The following is a 20037-nucleotide window of genomic DNA, read 5'->3' on the forward strand; positions in this document are numbered from 1 at the left end:
CGAAAATCAGTTGAAAGAGATTGCTGTTCGATACGATATGTCGTTCATAGGTCCGAATTATCTCGGCGTGATCAACACTGATCCGCGATCGAAAATCAATGCGTCGTTTGCGCGAAGAATGCCGGATGAAGGAAGCATCGCATTCCTTTCTCAAAGCGGCGCGCTCTGTACCGCCGTTTTGGACTACGCTTACGCCAAACATATCGGTTTTTCAAAATTCATCAGTTTCGGCAATAAAGCGGACATCAGTGAAATTGATCTGCTTTATTATCTTAAAGACGATCCCAAGACAAAAGTCATTCTCATATATCTTGAAGAAGTTACCGATGGTTTGGCGCTCATGAAAGCCGCCAGAGAAATCATTGCGGAAAGCCACAAACCGATCTTGGTTCTCAAAGCGGGACGAACATCGGCGGGCGCTTCTGCCGCGGCTTCTCACACGGGCTCTTTAGCCGGTAGCGACGAAATCTGCGACGCGGCTTTCCGGCAGGCGGGAATCATCCGGTGTGATAATATCGAGGAAATGTTCAATAAAGCCATTGCATTTGCTTATCAGCCAATTCCAAAAAATAATCGCGTTGTGATCATTACCAATGCGGGAGGACCCGGTGTGCTGACAACAGATGCAGTTGTAAAACAAGGATTGCAACTGGCGAAATTTTCGGATGAGACGACGGCGATTTTGAAGAAAAATTTGCCGAAAACCGCCAATACGCACAATCCCGTCGATATCATTGGCGACGCACGTGCCGATCGGTATAACATTGCCATGTCAGCGGCATTTAAAGATGATAATGTTGATGGCGTTTTTGTGATTTTGACGCCGCAATCTATGACAGATATTGATTTGATCGCTCGTGAAGTTGCCAAAGTTTCAAGCCATTACGATAAACCGGTTTTCACATCGTTCATGGGCGAAGCGGATGTTTCAGTCGGCGTTGATGTTCTTCAGCGAAATAAAATTCCGCAATACTTTTTACCGGAATCCATGGCGGTTGCATTTTCGACCGTTTACAATTTCAGTCAAATTGCCAATCATCGAGCATTCGAGCCGATCGATCTGGAGAGAACGGCGCGCGAACGTGCGAACCGAATTTTGGATTCAGCCATCGGCACTGGGCAAAAATATTTAACCGAAGATGAAGCGACACAAATACTAAATATTTACGGGTTGCCTGTTGTAGAAAGCGCTTTAGCGCAATCGGCTGGCGAAGCCGCGTCGCTGGCGGTTCGACTCGGATTTCCGTCTGTGATGAAAGTGATGTCGAAAGATGTTGTCCATAAATTTGACATCGGCGGCGTCGTGCTGAATATTCAATCCGAGCAAGAAGCGCTAAACGCTTATGAAAAAATCTTACGAGACGTCCGACAAAAGTTACCATTCATCAAAATTGACGGTATTTTGGTTCGAAAAATGATTCCGACCGGCGAGGAGGTTATTCTCGGCGCTAAACGAGACGCCTCGTTCGGAAGTGTGGTTATGTTTGTGGTCTGGGCGGGATTTTTGTTAAAGTATTCAAGGATGTCGCATTCCGAATTCCCCCAATCGACGAATCGACGGCGAAATCCATGATCGAAAGCATCAAAGGTTATCCGTTATTGTCCGGGGTGCGCGGCGGAAATCCAAAAGATATTAAAGGAATCGTTCAATGTATTCGTCGGTTGTCGCAATTGGTTATCGATTGTCCTCAAATTCGTGAACTTGATATCAATCCGTTGATCGTTCTTGACGAAGGCAAAGGCGTATTCATCGCCGACGCAAAAATCATGTTGTAGTAAAAAATTATTAGAGGATTCATACTAAAAAATAAGGAGCAGAATTATGAGGATTTTAATTCATGAAAACTATGAGAAACTCAGCAAATGGGTCGCTTTTTTTGTTGCTGACCATATCAAAGCGGCAAATGCGTCCGCTGAAAAACCGTTTGTAATCGGATTACCGACCGGTTCTTCACCGCTCGGAACTTACCGGGAATTGGTTGCTCTTTATAAAGCCGGAAAAGTGTCGTTTAAAAATGTCGTGACATTTAACATGGATGAATATGTTGGATTATCAGAAGATCATCCAGAAAGTTATCATTATTTTATGTGGAATAATCTGTTTAAACATGTCGACATTCAGGCAAAAAATGTGAACATTCTTAACGGTAATGCGGCTGATCTGGACGAGGAATGTTACTCCTTTGAAGAAAAGATTAAAAAGTTTGGGGGAATCGACCTGTTTATCGGTGGAATTGGTCCCGACGGACATATCGCATTCAACGAGCCGGGCTCGTCACTCTCTTCTCGCACGCGAGTGAAAACGCTGACATTTGATACGATTGTAGCCAATTCACGTTTCTTTGAAAACGATCTGAACAAGGTTCCGAAAACCGCCTTGACTGTCGGTGTCGGAACGGTCATGGATGCTCGCGAAGTATTGATCATCATTAACGGCTATAAAAAAGCGCGTGCGCTTCAGAATGTTGTCGAAGGAGGTGTCAATCACATGTGGACGGTCTCGATGTTGCAACTTCATCAGCATGGGATCATCGTCTGCGATGACGAATCAACGATGGAACTAAAAGTTGGCACCGTGAAATATTTCAAAGACATCGAACATCACACGCTCACACATTTACCTGAACTGTAGAATTCGGGGGAACGATGAAAGTCAGGCCATTAATCAAAGGCGAGATCGATCTTCTCATTGCCAACGGTTGTTCTGCTGATAATTGGAATTCTGTGACGATAGCAGAACCACTCATTACGGAAAGATTTCGCAATGTGCGATTTTCGGGAACGGTTAGTATTGGCAAACAAGATGGAACGATTGAGTCTGAAAAAAACGTTTTCCGCACTTGCGGTATTTACGATTCATTCGTCAAGGATTGCCAGATCAGCGATCACGTTTTTATTTCATCCGTTAAAAGTCTCGTAAATCAGCAAATCGGGAATGACGTAATTATCGAAAACGTCGCCGAGATAATCAATATCGGAGAAACGACTTTTGGAAATGGAACGCAAGTCGAAACGATCAATGAAGGAGGCGGCAGAACGATTCCCATTTTCGACCGCATGACCTCGCAAATTGCCTATTTATTGGCGACTTACAGGAACGACAGCGAGTTCATCAAAGCGCTCGAAGAGATAATCCATGAATATATTCAGACAAGAAAAAGTAAGGTTGGGATTGTTGAAAACGGCGTTCGCATCCGGCATTGTCAGATCATTCGGAATGTTCGGTTTGGGCAATATTCAGTCGCAATCGGCGCGACATTTTTAGAGGACGGGACGATTCAGGGATGTTTTGCCGATCCAGCGATTGTTGGTGAAGGCGTCGTTGCCAAGCATTTTATCACGCTCTCGGGTTCTCATGTGGATGGAGGCGCGATTTTAGACCGTTGTTTTGTTGGACAAGGCGTCAAAATTGGTAAGCAATATTCGGCAGAGAACTCTGTTTTCTTTGCGAATTGTGAAGCCTTTCACGGAGAAGCCTGTTCGGTTTTTGCAGGTCCTTACACGGTGACGCATCACAAATCGACACTTTTGATTGCCGGAATGTTTTCATTTTTCAACGCCGGAAGCGGAACTAATCAAAGTAATCACATGTACAAACTTGGCCCGCTTCATCAGGGAATTCTCGAACGCGGTTCAAAAACAGGTTCGTTCTCTTATCTTCTTTGGCCTTCTAAGATCGGCGCATACTCTGTGGTAATCGGTAAACATTTTTCTAATATCGACGCCGGTGATTTTCCTTTTTCTTATATTATAGAAGAAAAAGGGAGAAGCCTTTTAATACCGGCAATAAATTTCTTCACGGTAGGAACCCGACGTGATGCCGAAAAATGGCTAAAGAGAGATCGCCGGAAAGATCCGAACAAAATGGACTTAATACGATTCGATTTTCTAAGTCCGTTCATCATTGAAAAAATCCTAAACGCTGTTGATGTTCTATCAAATCTCCGTGAGTCAGCTCAAAAAACACAAGAAACCGTCAGTTATAAAGGATTACAGATCAAACGTCTGCTGATCAAAGGTTATACTCAATATTACGAAATAGCATTGAAAAATGCGTTTTACGGAGAAATCGTACGACGTTTGGAAAAACTTCCGGGAACTATGACCATTGATGAAATGCACAAAGCATTGGCTTTCGATGACGATATTAAAAATGAATCATGGCGCGATATTTCTGGCATGATTGCCACGGATACTTCGATTCTGAAATTCATGGATGAAATTCGCACCGGCAAGATTTCTTCCGTCGAATCTGTACTGAAACGGTTGCAAGAAATTCATCAGGAATATGAAAAAACCGCTGGAGATTGGTTCTTGAGTAAACTTGAACAACGTTTAGGTGTTGAAATCTCGCAGATTTTACCGGATCAAATCGCGCAGATTATTACCGATTGGAAAGAAAGTCGGCTGAAACTGAACAATATGATTCTGAAAGACACCGAAAAAGAATTCGACTTAGATAGTCATATCGGTTATGGACTGGATGGCGGCCCTGAAATCCGACAGTTAGATTTTGATGCGGTAAGAGGAACATTTGATGACAATTCATTTGTCCGTAACATCAGGCAGGAATCGGAAAACGTGACGCTTCTATCTGATAAACTCATTGCAAGAGTGAGAAAAGATAACCGCTGAAACCGCCGATGGCGGGATTCAGGTCGCTGAGAGTGCGGAGATAAAATTAGGATAAAAGTTAGCATTTTGTCAGAATATCGTGGTTCATTCGGTCAAGTCGTGGAAACTCTAAAAAAGTGGCCGAGAAATTGATATTAAAGCCAAGAAGGCAATTATTTGTTTTGGAATAATGGATCTGAATTTTTCCCGGCGCCAGAGTATTTTCTGACAGTTATCGGAGGTTGAATGATTTGCTATTTACATGGTTTTGCAAGTTCAGGAAATGCGGTAAAAGCACAGTTGCTGAAAAAACATCTGCCTGAAATCGAAATACTCTCGCCGGATCTGCCGATTGAACCACTAAAAGTCATCGCGCTAATAGATTCCATTATTCAAAATCACAAAGGTAAAAAAGTACTCTTGGTCGGTAGCAGTCTGGGAGGATTTTACGCGTATCATTTTTACTCGAGGCGCAATATTCCCGCCGTACTGTTAAATCCAACGATCGATCCGGTCAGCGATATGAAAAATGCCGTTGGAATGCATCGTTATTTTAACAATGATGAATCCTTTGAATGGAAGGCAGAATATCTCCGACAGTTGGGAAGAATTTCCTCAGAATCACTCGTACAGACTCATGGCGCTTTGTCGGTTTATCTTGCTGAGGATGATCAAGTGCTTGATTACCGAAAAGCGGAACGATTCTTTCAATCGTCTGGTTGTATGATGAAAATCCTAAAATTCGGCGGACATACACTCACAAATTTTACGGAAATCATTCCGGAGATTCATGAGTTTTACGAGCAAATCTGACCGCGGTTAATCTTTGATGAGCGATTTTAATTTTTGCCAGTATTCCTTACCAACCATTTTTTCAGCGATCTGAAGGATTTCCTGAACGGCATCCGTCAGCATGCCCGAACCTTTCCAGTATTTCTCGTAAATTTTTGGGTCAATAACGGATGAAACGGAATCGAGCACGTAGGCGGCTAAAGCAAGGTCGTCCACAAATCCAAAAGCGCCCCAAAACGTTTCGGGGATCAAATCCATTGGTGAAACAAAATAGGTGATCGCGGTAGTGATTTTGGCTTTTTCTGCGATGGGTACTTCATCGTCAGCCGACAACTTTACCAGTACGCGAAAAATGTCTGGGGTTTTTCTGATATATTCAGCCCATCGGTTGGTTTCTCCGATTTCGGTTTTGAGCCAGTTTTCGATCTTTTCTTGCAAAGTTTTGATGAAATATTCATATTGTTCGACCATTTTCTTTTCCTATTTCAACTTTTTTCAACTGGAAACGATTCAAAATAAAAGCATTCTTTAAATAATTCAAAAACTTTCTTTTGATCCGCCAGAGGCGGACAGGTCTAATTATTTCAATCTCCAATTCAGTATGCTTTTCCATTCTGACGCATCATCGGAACGAAACGTACGGGAATAACGGATTTCGCATTTAATCCACTTCTGGTTTTTATTAATAGAACGAGTTCCTGTGTCCCTGATTCACCAACTGGAATAATCATTTTTCCATTTACTTTCATCTGCCGGACGAGTTCGGGTGGAATGTGTGTCGGCGCGCAAGTTACGATAATAGCGTCAAAGGGAGCGTGTTCTTTACATCCTTGATATCCGTCGCCGATTTTCACCTGAATATTTCTATAACCGAGTCGCTTTAGCGCCATTTCGGCATTATAACCGAGTTCGGCAACAATTTCAATCGTAAAGACGCTATCGCAAATCTCCGCGAGAATTGCCGCCTGATAACCGGATCCTGTTCCGATTTCTAAGATTTTTTCGCTTCCTTTTAATTCTAAAGATTCGGTCATCAATGCGACGATATAAGGTTGTGAAATAGTCTGTCCGAAACCGATCGGAAGGGGATAATCTTCGTAGGCTTCAAACCAGTATTTTTCCGGCACAAACAGGTGGCGTTCAACTTTTCTCATCGCGCGAATGACTTTTGGGTCGCTGATGCCGCGATGGGTGATCTGATTTGTGACCATTGCTTCCCGTTTAGAAGTAAAATCTTCGGCGTTGGTTTTTGACTGTTGGCAGGATTGCAGGAACAGGACGAATAAGATCAGAACTTTAAAATTCGGTCTGATTCTTATCTTGAGATTATGAAATGTCATTGGAGATCAGAGTTTTTGAATCACTGTCCAGACAATTGTTCCAAGCGCTGAAAAGAAGGCGAGCGGGAGGAGGACGTCGAAATTTATATGTTCCATTTGTTTGAAGGATAAATTCACAAAATTATACCGAAATAGAAGGATTATGAAATAGATCAGCGCGATTTTTGCAATTAACCAGAACACTTCCCAACCGTTTGAATTCATCACATACATATCCTGAAAAGGAGAAAGCCATCCGCCGAGAAAAAAGATAACGCCGATAATGAAAATGGAAAACAATGCGGTTGTCTTGGAAGCGATGATTAACTGATATTGAAGTGGTAAAACGGAGTTTTTTTCAGGGAATGAATCCAACCCGCTATTTTTTTGAAGGATTTGTATCACGATGACAGTTGTAATAAAGTAACAGAAGAAACCGATGAACGCAAATAGCGATCGGAACATGGTCCATGCCGGAAATGCGCCTTCCGTGAATACCGACTGAGATTCCACAATGGCCATAAAATTTGTTTTGCCGACGAGTGGAAGCACTGTTAACGTCGACAAAAAGAGAATGATGCATGAGATAAGAAACTGGAATCCGGTTTTTGTTGAATAATAGACGGGATCAATCCGTCTGTCTTGTTTTTCGATGACGAAGAAAGCCATTGCGTCGATAAACAAGATAAAGAGAATGATGTAGAGATTGATACCCGAAGAAATCCCGAAGATTTTTCCGCTGAAAGGAATTATCAGAAATGGTACGAAATTGAGTGTAAAAAGTATTGCCGAAGCGACGGCAACTTTCCGATCTTTTTTCGTCGTTATCAGAAATTGCGATCCGAAAAAGGATTTTATACTGTCAATGATTTGCTGGATAACGCCATTTTTGGTTTTTTCCGGCGAAAAGATTTTTAGCGTAATCTCACCAAACAGACGTTTTTCAAAATAGTAGGATATAAGAAACAAAGCGATAGCGAGAAGAAAAAGCGGGATGGCATACTGGGAAAAGGCGACAATCATCAAAATAATGTCAGGAACCCAAGACAACCATGAAATCGTTTGGTAATATTGAAAAGTCGAAGTAATCATAGGACAGATTCTCCATCTGTGAAAATACTCAGGCTGGCGAGGATCATGTCGATATCGGAAATAGACTGACCGGTAATAATATCGTTAATTACTGAGATTTTCAGGTGCGGCGGCTTGTAAGTAACGAAACCGTCTGCATTGATTTGACAGAACAACTCGCCGCTGGGAGATTCAACCGTGACCTCGACTGGGGAATTTGCATATTGAATATCTGATTTTTCTGTGGCATGGGATTGATCGCGCGAGATTTGTATCAGTGCTTGCGAAATAATCCGACAACTTTCGTGGATTTCCTTCAGGCGGACGTAACAGCGATCCCATGAATCACCCACCGAACCTTTCAAACCTTTGCCGGTCGGAACATTGAAGTCGAGTGACTGATATATTGAATACGGAATTGTTTTTCTGGCATCGTTTGATATTCCGCTGGCTCTCAAATTTGCACCCGAAAGATCAAACATTCTTGCCTGTTCGGGAGAAATCGTTCCCACCTTAGCGCTTCGATGGATGAAAATCGGATCGGTGTTCAGTACGTGCTCATAGTATTGGATTTTAAGGGAAAATTGTCGGATAAAAACGTTAATCGCTTCGATAGCACGTGTTGGAAGATCATGCCGAATTCCTCCGACTTGGATGAAATCGGACAATGGTTTGGTGTCAAATAATTTGAATAAATCGTACAAGGCATCGATATCGCGAAAAGTAGCGCGATACAGATGCGGAATGCCGACATTATATGCAAGTGTGGCAAAGAAATACAGATGTGCAACGATCCGCTGAAATTCCATGACCATGACTCGAGACAAGTCTTCAACAAACGGCGGTTGGGTGTGATTGGCTTTCTCAATGGCGAGAATGCGGGAGAAATGTCTGTCAAAAGAGGAAAAAATGTGACGAGAGAAATAGTCGTTTGATTCGTCAAAATTCTCTGCGGTCGGTTTCAAGTACGGATTATCCAAATCGGTGGTGGCTGAGAAACTGACGATTTTATCCTTCTCAACCTGAATCGTGTAGTGGATTTTATAATGAGAATTAGGAAAATTGAGCGTTCGATCAAGAATTTTCATAAATAAGTTGATTCCTATTGTCTGGAATTCCGGTATTCAATCCTTATTTCAATTATACATATCACAAAAAACAAATTTAATTTACCAGCAATCGATAGGAATGTCAAGAAAGCGTGCAATATTCTGCCAAGAAAATCTGATCGCTTAAGTGTTGTCTTTTATTTTTCAGTAGCGTAATTTCGCAAGGATGGAAAAATTAAATGAAGGCGAATGATGAAGATTAGCAAAACGATACAGAGTACATTAAAACTCCAAGACTATTCCAAAAAACCGACAATCGACGGAGTGAAAATCGTTCAACTGCGGCGGTTTAATGATGACGGCGGTTCATTTACTGAAATTGCTTGTCTGACAAATGGGGCGCTGAATGATTTGCCTGAAGTAAAAATTGTTCAGATCAATTACAGCGAAGTGGAACCGGGCGTAATTAAGGCTTTTCATGTTCATTTTCAGCAGATAGATGTTTGGTACGTTCCGCCCAGCGACAAAGTCATGCTAATACTTGCTGATTTGCGAGAAGACTCCGCGACAAAGGACATAATAATGAAGATCATTTTAGGCGATGGAAATTCGAAACTCGTGATGATTCCGTCGGGCGTTGCGCACGGTTGCCGTAATATTTCCGGGAAAGCATCCCGAATTTTTTACTTCATGGATAAGAATTTTACCGATGACCCGAGAAAGTGCGATGAATATCGCCTGCCGTGGGATCACTTCGGCGCGGAAATCTGGGAAGTGCAAAAAGGATAGTCCAAAAAACGCTTCTACTCTGCCGCGGCGGAGGAAAAGGCGAAGCAATTTGAACTACGGAACCCCGCAAATTGTAGGGAATGAACACAAATAGGCACTAATATTTTAAATATTTCCTAACCCGTTTTTATCTGTGTTAACCTACTCGTCTCGGAGGGGAAAAAAGACGGAATAATTTGAACAGCGAGTTCGCCTGTGGTGAAAAGTTGTTGTGGGCTCTAAAGTCTGGAATTGGTTTTTAGGTTTTTGCGGATCAGAATGGCAGTCTTGGAGAATGATTCGTACTCTATTTAGATATTTCCTTCGTCTTTACTTTTGTTCGTGCCTCTGTGTTTAAATAATATTTGCATTTAGCGAAATCTGTCGGTAAAATAATCCCGCACTTGATTTTGAGACTCTCCGAAAGGATTTTGACAAGCGAATCGCTTTTCCGTTCTTTGGCATTGCGGGTGAATGCTTAGAATTGTCCGGGAGAAGAGAAATAGGCAAAATTGCCTCGTTTTCATCCATCAAAAACAAAACACAATCCAGATTACTATTACGGTAAAAACTACTTCAATAACTGATTATCTATTTTAAACTGAATACCAATCGGATGAAAAATCTTCCCACCGGCAAAGGGGATCCATTTTACGGAGAAATATTTGTTGACTAATTCTAAAATTAATTGTACACTTATTTCGCTATTTTAAATAGGGATCATCCGCGGATAGTCATTGCACCGATACTTTATCCCGGAAACAAGCGTTGTTTGAAAAAGGATTGATTTCAAGAAATGGATCCCGATGCTTCGGGACAAATGACTGGTACGGCGAACTAAAATTCAAAGCGTTCTTTTAAATCGACAGCTTTAGACGTTTCTCCTTCGGGAAGACATATTAGGTTACTTTTAGAAGTAATAGGCGGGAATTTTATTGCCTGTTATTTCACAGGTTTTGATGAAATATTTCTGAACTGCTCCGTTGTGACATGTGACTGACGGAGCGGAGCCGTGCCCCGAGGTTGGAGGAAACTTGACCACGAAATGCACGAAACCAACCAAGGGTGCGGGAAACCCCGTAAAGTATAGGGAAAGAAGACGGAAACGATAATAAGTACATATGCAATGAAAGTTTAAATGGACTCATATCAATAAGAGGTACAAATGGACAAAATTGATTCGTCAAAATTAGTATTCTTTCTTGGTGGCCACGACGCAGAAATGGATACCATACGGGGAATTCTTACTAGTAAATGGATACTCCAATACGATAAAAATCTTACTTGGGGGGCAAAACTTTCTGATTATTCAGAAGAAATAAAGCAATTGAAATCAGAACAAGTTCCAATATTAGTTGAACTGAATATCGATATTTCAAAACCAGAAAACGCACTCGTCATTGATCACCATGGAGAACAAGCGGGGATTGATAAAGAAACCTCTATTGAACAAGTAGCAAACTTACTCGGAATCAAACTAGACCGCGGGCAACAACTTATTAGCGCGAATGACAGAGGCTACATACCTGCAATGAAGGAAATGGGGGCGACTAATATAGAAATAGAAAAAATCCGCGCTTATGATAGAAAGTGCCAAGGTGCGACTGAAAAAGACGAACAGTTATCTGAACAATCCATCCGCGAACAATCTGAAGTTCTTGGTGATGATAAATCTACAATTCTAATCACAAGTTTAACCGATAAGACTTCCTGCGTGAATGACCGACTCTGGATTGAATACGAAGGGAAATTTACTGACATCTTTATTATCAGTCCACCAAATACACTAACATATTCTGGGTCAGGCAAAATGATTAAACGGTTAAGGAAGTATTATGAACATCAGAAGAGAAGTGATGGGAGCATTGAATTCTGGTCTGGTGGAAATCTTCCTGAGTATGGCTACTTTGGGGCTAAACCAGCTTTATCAACAGATTTAATTAAAGCAATGGTCGAAAAACCAATTATTTCTCAGCACATTTTTATGTTTCCTTTTAAAATTGAGAAAAATGAAACGGAAAAAAATCAAAGTCGAAATCGTAAGGTTGATGGTCAAAGCAAAAAAGTTGATACTTTACGAGATAAATATTATAATCTTTTAAAAAATGATGGGTGGGAAGAGAAAATCTACAGGATTACTGACACTAAACTTAACTATAACGAGTTTGTTTACTTTCATGATTATATCAGAGAAGTGTTATTTCCGAATCCTTATTCCGAAAATGAATTGCAATCTTCAATTTATTTTGAAAAGAGCGTCGATAGTGACTCTGAAATGGTTATCCATATCAAAACGAAAAACGGTCCTATAAGATATTATCTTGAAATAGATCATGTTGCCCTGCGTTTATTTGATGACGAAGTCGGAATCTTAACCATAGAGTTGTTGAATTATTGTTATTCAAATATTGATGATATACTCAAAATCAACGATTTCGGTCGAAGGATTTATCCTCAATATTTAGGAATAAACAACGGAATTGATGCGCCTAAAATGTCCTTTTTCCCGGATCGTATTGAATTCAAATTGAGTAAAATTTTTACCGATCAAACATTTGGGTTAGAGGATTTTTATGACGCCAGTTTGGATAATACTAAACATCGTCATCTTAAAGTAGCCCAGTATATAACAAGAACCCTTGGGGACAGTTTTTGTCGTCAAAATGTGTTATCACCGGTAATTGATGATCGTATGTTTGTCATATGTTGGTATGGTAACAGCAAATTGATAAGTTCTTTACAAGAATGGAATGACAAAGAGCATTGCTTTAATTACGAAAATAGTGATATCTGGTATAAGTATGTTTTTATCGATGGTAACGATATTGGGATTGCTAACCGAAAGATGATGCACGAATTAATTGAAGATACTACTTATTCACGGTGGGTGGAATGGAGTACATTGTTTGGGATAAGTCGTTATAGTTTGGTTTGTTTGACAGATCGCAGTCTTTTTGCATATAATTATGCGCGGGTTCATATGGAGCGGATCTACTATCAAATCGCTGTTATGTTGCTTATTCAGCGAACATCAATCGTTAAATTTTCTGATAATGCTGCAGAGATTAGTAAAGAAATAAAACCTTATATAAATAAATCAAATCAAAATCATCAAAATCAGGATGATAAACCCGACCTAAACGATATCGTTGAAAAAGTAAGATCGTGTGATGAACAAATTATACGTTTTACTAATACACTGTGTCAAAAAGAAATTACTCCTCAAGAGCAAGGCATTGAAATATATCAGAAAGGATTAACAGTAATGGAAATTGAATCCAATCTGAGGAATCTTAAAGAAAAAGTACATGATTTGTTCAACTTTGTTGATTTGGCAAATGAGCGCGAGACTTCAAAAGGAATAGGAGTGTTTACTGTAATCAATGCTGTATTTCTTCCCCTGGCTCTCTTAGCCAGTATCTGGGGTATGAATTTGTATTTTATGAATAATTTTTATAGCAATAATGACACCGGACTCAGCATATTGTCAATGAATCTTATCTCAATTCTCGTATTTGGACTATCGTTGGTGTTTATAATTGGATATACTTCAAATCTTCTCGGAGAAATTAAGCAAAATTCTGATTTACAAGTGACCGATAAAAAATTCCTGGTTAAAACCTTATGCCATCCATTTAAAAAATGTTTTATACGGATACTCGGAATAATCATGCTGATTATTATGGTATTAACGATATTTTTACCAAATATCATTACTTTGATATTAAAATGGAGTAAGTAATGGCCAAACTAACTATTAAATTAATTCAACACTCTCCGATTATTCATTTCCAGCATGAGCAAGGTGGGGCAACTCTCAGAGCAACAGAGATCAAGCACTATTTAACACAGTATATTAAAGATATAGACAAATATTACAAAGAGGGTTTTGGAAAGGAAATTGACAGGCAAATTTCACCAGGTAATGGTATTTACCGAATATCTATAGAACCATCGACGATTATAGAACGTATCATCCCAAAACGATTGGTTGGTAAAGATGTCAGTGAATATAAATATGAAGGATTTGGAGAGTTTAAGGATAATCCAGTAACTACTCATGACCAAATTATGCAACATTCCCAATATTTCGGCGACATCAAAGAAATGCTCACCTATCAAGATCCGGTAGTCGTCACTTTTTTCTCTTTTGATTTGAATATCCTGACCAAGGTTTATTATGCTTTACCATTCATATTTGCTCTGGAAAATTTTGGTACACGGGCGAATAAAGGTTTTGGATCATTTTTTATACGGGAACAACCCGTAATAGACTGGGATAATTCTAAAATAAATGGAAAAATTGATCTTAATATTAACAGTGTTTTAACGGGAACCCACAAAGATTTTTATTTCTTCAAAACGAATAGCAACAGATCAGAACCATATAAGTCAATTTTTTATTTCTATAATGCATTGAAAGGAGGAATAAACGAAGACTTAAATAAAAAAAATCCACAACCAAATAAATACCTGAAATCACTGTTATGGAAATATTTTAATCAAACTAAAACTCCATCTAAAATATGGGAAAAGAGATTAATTAAAAAGCATTTATATGATGATATTGATAAAGATCCTCTAAATGGAAATTATAAATTTCTCAGAGTCCTTTTAGGATTTACACCTGAGTATACATTTCATAAAAAGCCACACATAAGGATGGATAAGGCCTACCACTATGTTGATAGTAAGGGGAAGGACAGAGAAGATGAAGGATTTTTTGATATTAATAATGATACGATATTTTACGTCAAGAATCCGAAAATAGAGCGATCCGTTTCGCCAATAACTTTTAAGCCGATAAAGATCAATGGCGGTTATAAGGTATTCATAATTCTAAAACCTGAATATTATACAGAAAAATTAGATAATCAAGAATTTGATATCAGAAATGAGAAGTTTAATATTCAGGATCATAAAGATGATAAAAAGGTAACTTGGAAAGTGACAATGCCGACTATTCCTGATTTCGATCTAAGCGGTTTTATTAAGTGGGCATTTTCTGAAATAAATAAGGACACATCTAACTATTTTATAAGAGATATCAAAGTCATGGAGATGGATGGAAAAGAGGTTTAAATATGAATGATAATACTTTATCCTATGCCGGCTTCACCATCGGCCCGATAAATGATGTCTTAAAGCATGCCCGCAAGACCCGCGAGATGTGGTTTGGCTCGTACTTTTTGTCCTGGTATATGGAAGAGTTTGAACGAGAATTACAAAAGAATAACAAGATTAACTTTCTGACTCCATTCATTGAAAAAAAAGAAAATGACCGAAGAGCCGGACTCTACCCGGACCGGTTTGTCCTAACATCCGAGCAATCGTCAGATGAAGTGTTGAATTTGATAGAAAAAGCCGGGGACGAGACGCGGAAATTCTTCGTTGACCTTATAAAAGGATTGGATGGGAAATACGGAATAAAATTCTTTGCGAAAACTGATGTTGATAAGATTCTCAATGGCTTTCTCCAAACCAATATCGTTGTCCTTCCGGCTGATGGTATTCAAGAAGACAATGCTATCGAAAAATTCTGGAATTACTTAGACGCAACCGAAGAGCATCGACATTTCACGCTTGGGAAGAGTGAAGAAACTTGTCAGCGGTGCAAAACGTTGCCTTCAGTTGCGACGGCGGAAGTCATGGACGGCGAAAAGGAAAAAATATGGAAACTTTGTCCACTGTGCCTTTTGAAGTTGTTTGCTTTAGAAATTGTTGATGTTCAGAATAAAGTCTCGGGTCGGCATCGCTATCCTTCTACCGGTGAAATTAGTGCAGTTGAACTTATAGAAGAATATAGAACAGAAGATGGATGGTATAGAGGTAGTTTGAAAAAATATCTGGAAAAACACGATGAGATTGATTTTAATGATAAAGAATTCATAGAAATTGTTAAAAATAATACGAAAATCAGGTGCCAAGAAATTAAGCCATATCACAAATACATCGCTATTCTGAATGCTGACGGAGACGGAATTGGAAATCTGGTGAAAAAAGAGAGTGAATCCTTACAAACATCAGAAATGGGAAACTATATTAACGAATTTTCAAAAAAATTATTCCAATCCGGAGTTGACAATTTTGATCTATGCTCGAGTTATTCAAGTTCAGTAAAGGATATCGGCGAGCCGATTTACGTCGGTGGTGACGACGTCCTTGCATTTCTGCCGGTTGCTTACCATACTTCAGATAAAAGAATCACTACGATTATTGATGTTGCTCTGGCGCTGAATACAAAATTCAAAGAGTTGTTAGGTCAGGACGTCGGTTTAAGCATCGGTATTAGTATCGCTTATTATAAGCATCCGTTAGCTGTAACACTTGAAAAATCCCGGGAAATGTTGTTCGGTATCGCAAAAAATCAAGTTGGAAGGGATACACTCGCCATTCACCTGAAAAAACATTCCGGAAATGACGCGCAGGTCATTTTTTCATTCAGGGAACCCGAGCGGCTTGGACAATTTAATGGATTATTAAAGGCTATATTACTTTCTGAAGAGGATCTGATGGGTTCGATCCATTACAATCTGCTGAGGTTCAAAAATCTACTGATTCATATTGAAACAACGGAACAGTTGACGAATTTCTTTGATAATAATTTCAGCGATCAACTGAAATCTGGATATACCGGAATTGATTATGTCAAGAGAATGTTTGAATTAGCACTCGGACTCGATATGCGCTGCAGTCCAGTTACGGATCAAAAAAAAGCCGTCAAAGACGTGCTGGATCAACTTTGGTTTATCAAATTCTTAGCCGGTAAGGAGGAGGAATGAAAATGCAATATCTAATCACATTCAAACCATACAGTACCTTTTTCTTCGGTACATTCAAATCGTTCGGAGAAGGTTATTATGCCGAATCGAGCCGGTTTCCGCTCCAGACCACAATCGTCGGTTGCCTGCGGAAAACTATACTTAATCAGAAGGGCTGGCTTGACAAAGACGGAAAATATCCTGATTTTTCATTAGTGAATCAGGAAATTCACAAATATACCGGAACGGTTGAAACGGTCTCCCTTGATTCATCAGATTTAAACTTAGGAGTCATTCAACAAATCTCACCAGTCTTCCTCGTACGTCAGGATTCCGGTCATCTCTGCCCCGACGATTTTCTGTATCCGGTTCCCCAAGACATCGATTATCACTATGATCCAGTTGAAAAAGATGATGAGGGTAATAAATTGATAACTGGTTTTGATTATCTTAATTATACATTAATCAGAGAATCAGAAAAAAAGGAAGTAATTATATCCCGAATCCGCAATCCGAAAAATGATCCGCCTGATTATCTTGGCGATCGGGATTTCTGGGAAAAATACATCCGCCATGAAAAAATTCCCTATCACCCCTGTTGTAAATCGGACAATATCTTCACAGACGCTGTTCAACAAGGCATTGCCCGGGATGAGAACCGGCAAACTCAAGAGGGCGCATTTTTTGAAAAACACGCTTATCGCCTGGCCAAAGGCTATTCATTCGGCGTGATTGTCACTTTTGACGGAGGATGTCCTTTGAAAAATGACGACGTCTTCCTGGGTGGCGATAAATCCCTTTTTCACATGAGAATCACATCATTTGTCGAACTGGAAAGTCAAAAGTATACCGGGCATCCGGTCATTAATCACATTCTCGGGCTGGAACCGCATGATGTACCTTCTGACAATGACTTTAAACATGTCTGTATCTCGGCTCTTTTTGGGAAGAATGAACCGGTCGGATTGGAGCACGCACTAATACCTGGACTGGAAGCGACCCGCTCTCTGGAATATAAAAAGTTACAAACCGATTCTTTTTGTGGCATTCCACAAAGTTCCGTTTTTTACCCTCAAAAGGAAAAAACATTCACATGGAAAGGTTATAAAATGGCAACGAAGATTGGATATAATTTTATAATAAAAGCGAAGAAAGGATTTTAATATGTACACATATCAAGCTTATCTCATTGAAACCATTACCAACCTGCACGTCGGTAGCGGCGGAGAACAAATCGGCATTGTTGACAATCAGATCCAGCGCGATCCTGTCACCGGTTTTCCTATCATTTTTGCTTCGAGTCTAAAAGGCTCGCTAAGAGATCATGTCGAGAAAAATTATGAAGTCACTGAAAATAACAATATTGTTGATGTTTTCGGCGGCGCTTTTGATCTTAATGCAGATGATAAACCGGAAAATTCTACCAATTCTCAAAATGAAAGTAACCAAACTGCCGGAGCTAGTTCAACGAAGGAAGAACCGAGAAAGAAACGTACCCTCAAACCGGGAAAGGTCGTCTTTTTCGATGCACATCTATTGACTCTGCCTTTGCGAGCTTCTCAAAAGGTCTATTACAACTGCACCTGTCCGGCGGTCTTAGATAATTATACCGAGCAAATGGAAACGTTTGGCATTCAGTTGGGCTCAACCGAAAAGCCATCTTTTGGAAATGACAATTCGTATTTTCGGGTATTCGATCCGGTCGCTTCAAATTTGGAGATTGAAGATTTTTATATTAAGGATCTTCAACCAAGCGAAGATAAAATTGAGAGTTTCCTTAAATCTTATGCGGGTATAGGTAAATCCAATTTTGCTCTGTTTAATAATGGACATTTCACGGAAATCTGCAAAACCGGCCTGCCGGTTATTGCCCGGAATAGTTTGGATGAGAATGGCATCAGTCAGAATCTGTGGTACGAGGAATTCCTGCCGCGGAGAACCCGGTTGTGGTTCGTTTTAGGGTTTCCGGAGAAATATGAAAATAAAGAGTGGCTGGAGAGAAAAATCTGTGTCGATAAAATCGTTCAAATTGGCGCTAATTTCTCAATCGGTTATGGCTATTGCCGGATTTATAAACTGCCTTTTCCGGAGGTGAAATCATGAACCGGAAAAACATCGACGCCTGGATTCCAATAGCGATTAAAGAAATCCAGGAATTACAAATTCGTAAACGAACGGATAAAAAAGAGAAGGAATGGGGAAACGGAATTCCATCCCGGTATTTCGGATATGTTGATTCCTTTGGTCCAACGATTATTCAGTCGGGATTAAGACGTGCGCTTACATTTTACTCCGAAGAAGACAGCCAAGCCGACCGCAAGGAAATTGCGTCTATTATCCAGAACGTACTGAAAAAGGGAGACGTTTTAAAACCTGGGGATAATCTTAAGGGTTTAATTAATTCCATGAATGATACGAATAAATTTTTCTGGCGCAACCGGATTCTGGAAGCGATTATCGCCTGTAAAATGGCTCTCAAATTATTTCACCGGGTAAAACCGGAAGAAGTTAAAAACAAAATTGAGGAGACAACATGACAACCAATGCCTCTCACATTTTTTACATCGCAAGAAGTGAGAACTATGGTCAATCGATTGATGACAAAACTACCGGTGAATTTCTCGGGATGACCACCTCATCAGCAAAACTTCATGAAATCGATTTTGATGATTATTTCCGGATTCCGGGAACGAAAACCTTCTCTTTGAAGATGATATATCCAGGTTTAATCATAGGGGCCGGCTATTCGCATGTTTACCGAAAGAAAGAGAATGAAGATAGGGATAAAGAGAAAAAGCAAGACTTTCAACTGGGTTTCTTCTTCGACCACACGACCGGTATGCCAGTTATTCCGGGCTCTTCGGTCAAGGGTGTTTTAAAAGCGGTTTTTCCTAAACCGGGAGATCAAAAAGAAATCAGGGATGAAAAGGAAAAATACATTTTAGAAATTGGGGGAAATAAACTAACAAAGGATCTGTTATCAAATTGGGAGGAAATCTTTTTCAAACGGAATCAGGTCTTCCATGATGCTTATCTTTCAGGCATTTCCACCGGAACGAAAATATTCGCTGATGATTACATTACACCTCACACGAAGGGAATTTTTAAAAATCCGGAACCGCACCGTTTCCTCAAGATCGCGCCCGGCGTAACCTTCACTTTTCAATTCAAACTTCATGATTTTTTCCTGAACGGAGATATGGTTTTAAGCAAGGCTAATATTAAGGAGATATTCAAACAAATCCTGCTGGACTTTGGTATCGGCGCGAAACGCAATGTCGGTTACGGAGCGTTCATCGGATAAAAATGAAAGATGTGCGAGGCAAATTGACGATATTGAAACGAATATGAGGTAAATGACAGATTTACAGCAGGTAACATTCTGGAATGAAGCAATTATGCCTCGCACGGTATGCGACTAATTGAATATTAACAATTTATATCAGTAGATAAGGAGGCGCAAATGAGAGAAATGTTCATTAGCAGACCAAGAAATGGCCCTGCTTCGCAAACGGCCTGGCAAGACCCTGAAACTGAGTGGGTTACAGACGGGCGGTAATAAAAGAATGAGGCGTAGAGCCAATCGAGACGCGTCAGCGTGTTATTGGTTGAAACCTGAAAGATCGGAAAGTAATAAAAGAATGAGGCGTAGAGCCAATCGAG

The 20037-nt window shown here is 40.0% G+C and carries 16 protein-coding genes and 1 pseudogene; 12 read left to right on the forward strand and 5 right to left on the reverse strand.

From position 1 onward, the window contains the following. The 4 genes and pseudogenes from COT43_06420 to COT43_06435 all read left to right on the forward strand — a co-directional run bounded on the left by COT43_06420 (position 1) and on the right by COT43_06435 (position 5427). Positions 1 to 1776, forward strand: a pseudogene (locus COT43_06420) (acyl-CoA synthetase). A 46-nt stretch (positions 1777 to 1822) separates the two neighbouring features. Continuing rightward, a complete protein-coding gene (locus tag COT43_06425) occupies positions 1823 to 2632 on the forward strand; it encodes a glucosamine-6-phosphate deaminase (GenBank protein ID PIS28379.1) in 810 nt (269 codons plus the stop codon). A gap of 14 nt (positions 2633 to 2646) precedes the next feature. Beyond that, the gene (locus tag COT43_06430; protein ID PIS28380.1) at positions 2647 to 4635 is read left to right on the forward strand and encodes a DUF4954 domain-containing protein; all 1989 of its coding nucleotides are present in this window, start codon (positions 2647 to 2649) and stop codon (positions 4633 to 4635) included. A 225-nt stretch (positions 4636 to 4860) separates the two neighbouring features. Continuing rightward, the gene (locus COT43_06435; protein ID PIS28381.1) at positions 4861 to 5427 is read left to right on the forward strand and encodes a hypothetical protein; all 567 of its coding nucleotides are present in this window, start codon (positions 4861 to 4863) and stop codon (positions 5425 to 5427) included. 6 nt (positions 5428 to 5433) lie between these two features. On the opposite strand, the gene COT43_06440 is transcribed toward COT43_06435, so the two are convergent. The 4 genes from COT43_06440 to COT43_06455 all read right to left on the reverse strand — a co-directional run bounded on the left by COT43_06440 (position 5434) and on the right by COT43_06455 (position 8884). Next, positions 5434 to 5877 (reverse strand): hypothetical protein, encoded by a 444-nt coding sequence (locus tag COT43_06440; GenBank protein ID PIS28382.1) that lies wholly within the window; start codon positions 5875 to 5877, stop codon positions 5434 to 5436. Between the two features lie 125 nt (positions 5878 to 6002). Then, a complete protein-coding gene (locus COT43_06445) occupies positions 6003 to 6746 on the reverse strand; it encodes a protein-L-isoaspartate O-methyltransferase (GenBank protein PIS28383.1) in 744 nt (247 codons plus the stop codon). A gap of 6 nt (positions 6747 to 6752) precedes the next feature. Then, positions 6753 to 7817 carry a hypothetical protein gene (locus COT43_06450; protein ID PIS28384.1) on the reverse strand — a complete coding sequence of 355 codons (1065 nt, stop codon included), beginning with the start codon at positions 7815 to 7817 and terminating at the stop codon, positions 6753 to 6755. Then, positions 7814 to 8884 (reverse strand): hypothetical protein, encoded by a 1071-nt coding sequence (locus tag COT43_06455; GenBank protein ID PIS28385.1) that lies wholly within the window; start codon positions 8882 to 8884, stop codon positions 7814 to 7816. Before COT43_06455 ends, COT43_06450 begins: the two co-directional genes overlap by 4 nt. A 210-nt stretch (positions 8885 to 9094) precedes the next feature. Between COT43_06455 and COT43_06460 the strand changes: the two genes are divergently transcribed. After that, positions 9095 to 9634, forward strand: coding sequence for a spore coat protein (locus COT43_06460; GenBank protein ID PIS28386.1), 540 nt, complete (start codon positions 9095 to 9097; stop codon positions 9632 to 9634). A gap of 333 nt (positions 9635 to 9967) precedes the next feature. Here the strand turns inward: COT43_06460 and COT43_06465 are convergent, their stop codons facing one another. Next, the gene (locus tag COT43_06465; protein ID PIS28387.1) at positions 9968 to 10153 is read right to left on the reverse strand and encodes a hypothetical protein; all 186 of its coding nucleotides are present in this window, start codon (positions 10151 to 10153) and stop codon (positions 9968 to 9970) included. Between the two features lie 625 nt (positions 10154 to 10778). Between COT43_06465 and COT43_06470 the strand changes: the two genes are divergently transcribed. From COT43_06470 to cmr6, 7 genes are read left to right on the forward strand one after another with little or no spacing between them, the layout of a single operon-like run. Next, a complete protein-coding gene (locus COT43_06470; protein PIS28388.1) occupies positions 10779 to 13355 on the forward strand; it encodes a hypothetical protein in 2577 nt (858 codons plus the stop codon). Continuing rightward, positions 13355 to 14695, forward strand: a complete 1341-nt coding sequence (locus COT43_06475) for a hypothetical protein (protein PIS28389.1) — start codon at positions 13355 to 13357, stop codon at positions 14693 to 14695. Before COT43_06470 ends, COT43_06475 begins: the two co-directional genes overlap by 1 nt. Before the next feature lie 2 nt (positions 14696 to 14697). Continuing rightward, positions 14698 to 16395: a type III-B CRISPR-associated protein Cas10/Cmr2 gene (gene cas10, locus COT43_06480; GenBank protein PIS28390.1), complete on the forward strand. Its 1698-nt coding sequence runs from the start codon at positions 14698 to 14700 to the stop codon at positions 16393 to 16395. After that, entirely contained in the window at positions 16392 to 17537 is a 1146-nt protein-coding gene (locus COT43_06485) for a hypothetical protein (protein PIS28391.1), read from the forward strand. Before cas10 ends, COT43_06485 begins: the two co-directional genes overlap by 4 nt. A 1-nt stretch (position 17538) precedes the next feature. Continuing rightward, the gene (gene cmr4, locus COT43_06490; protein ID PIS28392.1) at positions 17539 to 18477 is read left to right on the forward strand and encodes a type III-B CRISPR module RAMP protein Cmr4; all 939 of its coding nucleotides are present in this window, start codon (positions 17539 to 17541) and stop codon (positions 18475 to 18477) included. Continuing rightward, positions 18474 to 18911, forward strand: a complete 438-nt coding sequence (locus tag COT43_06495) for a hypothetical protein (protein ID PIS28393.1) — start codon at positions 18474 to 18476, stop codon at positions 18909 to 18911. The genes cmr4 and COT43_06495 overlap by 4 nt, the downstream gene beginning before the upstream one ends. Then, complete coding sequence (cmr6, locus tag COT43_06500) at positions 18908 to 19678, forward strand: type III-B CRISPR module RAMP protein Cmr6 (protein ID PIS28394.1); 771 nt, start codon at positions 18908 to 18910, stop codon at positions 19676 to 19678. Before COT43_06495 ends, cmr6 begins: the two co-directional genes overlap by 4 nt. Positions 19679 to 20037 lie beyond the last annotated feature (359 nt).

This window comes from Candidatus Marinimicrobia bacterium CG08_land_8_20_14_0_20_45_22, assembly GCA_002774355.1.
Taxonomy (GTDB): Bacteria; Fidelibacterota; UBA2242; order UBA2242; family UBA2242; genus 0-14-0-20-45-22.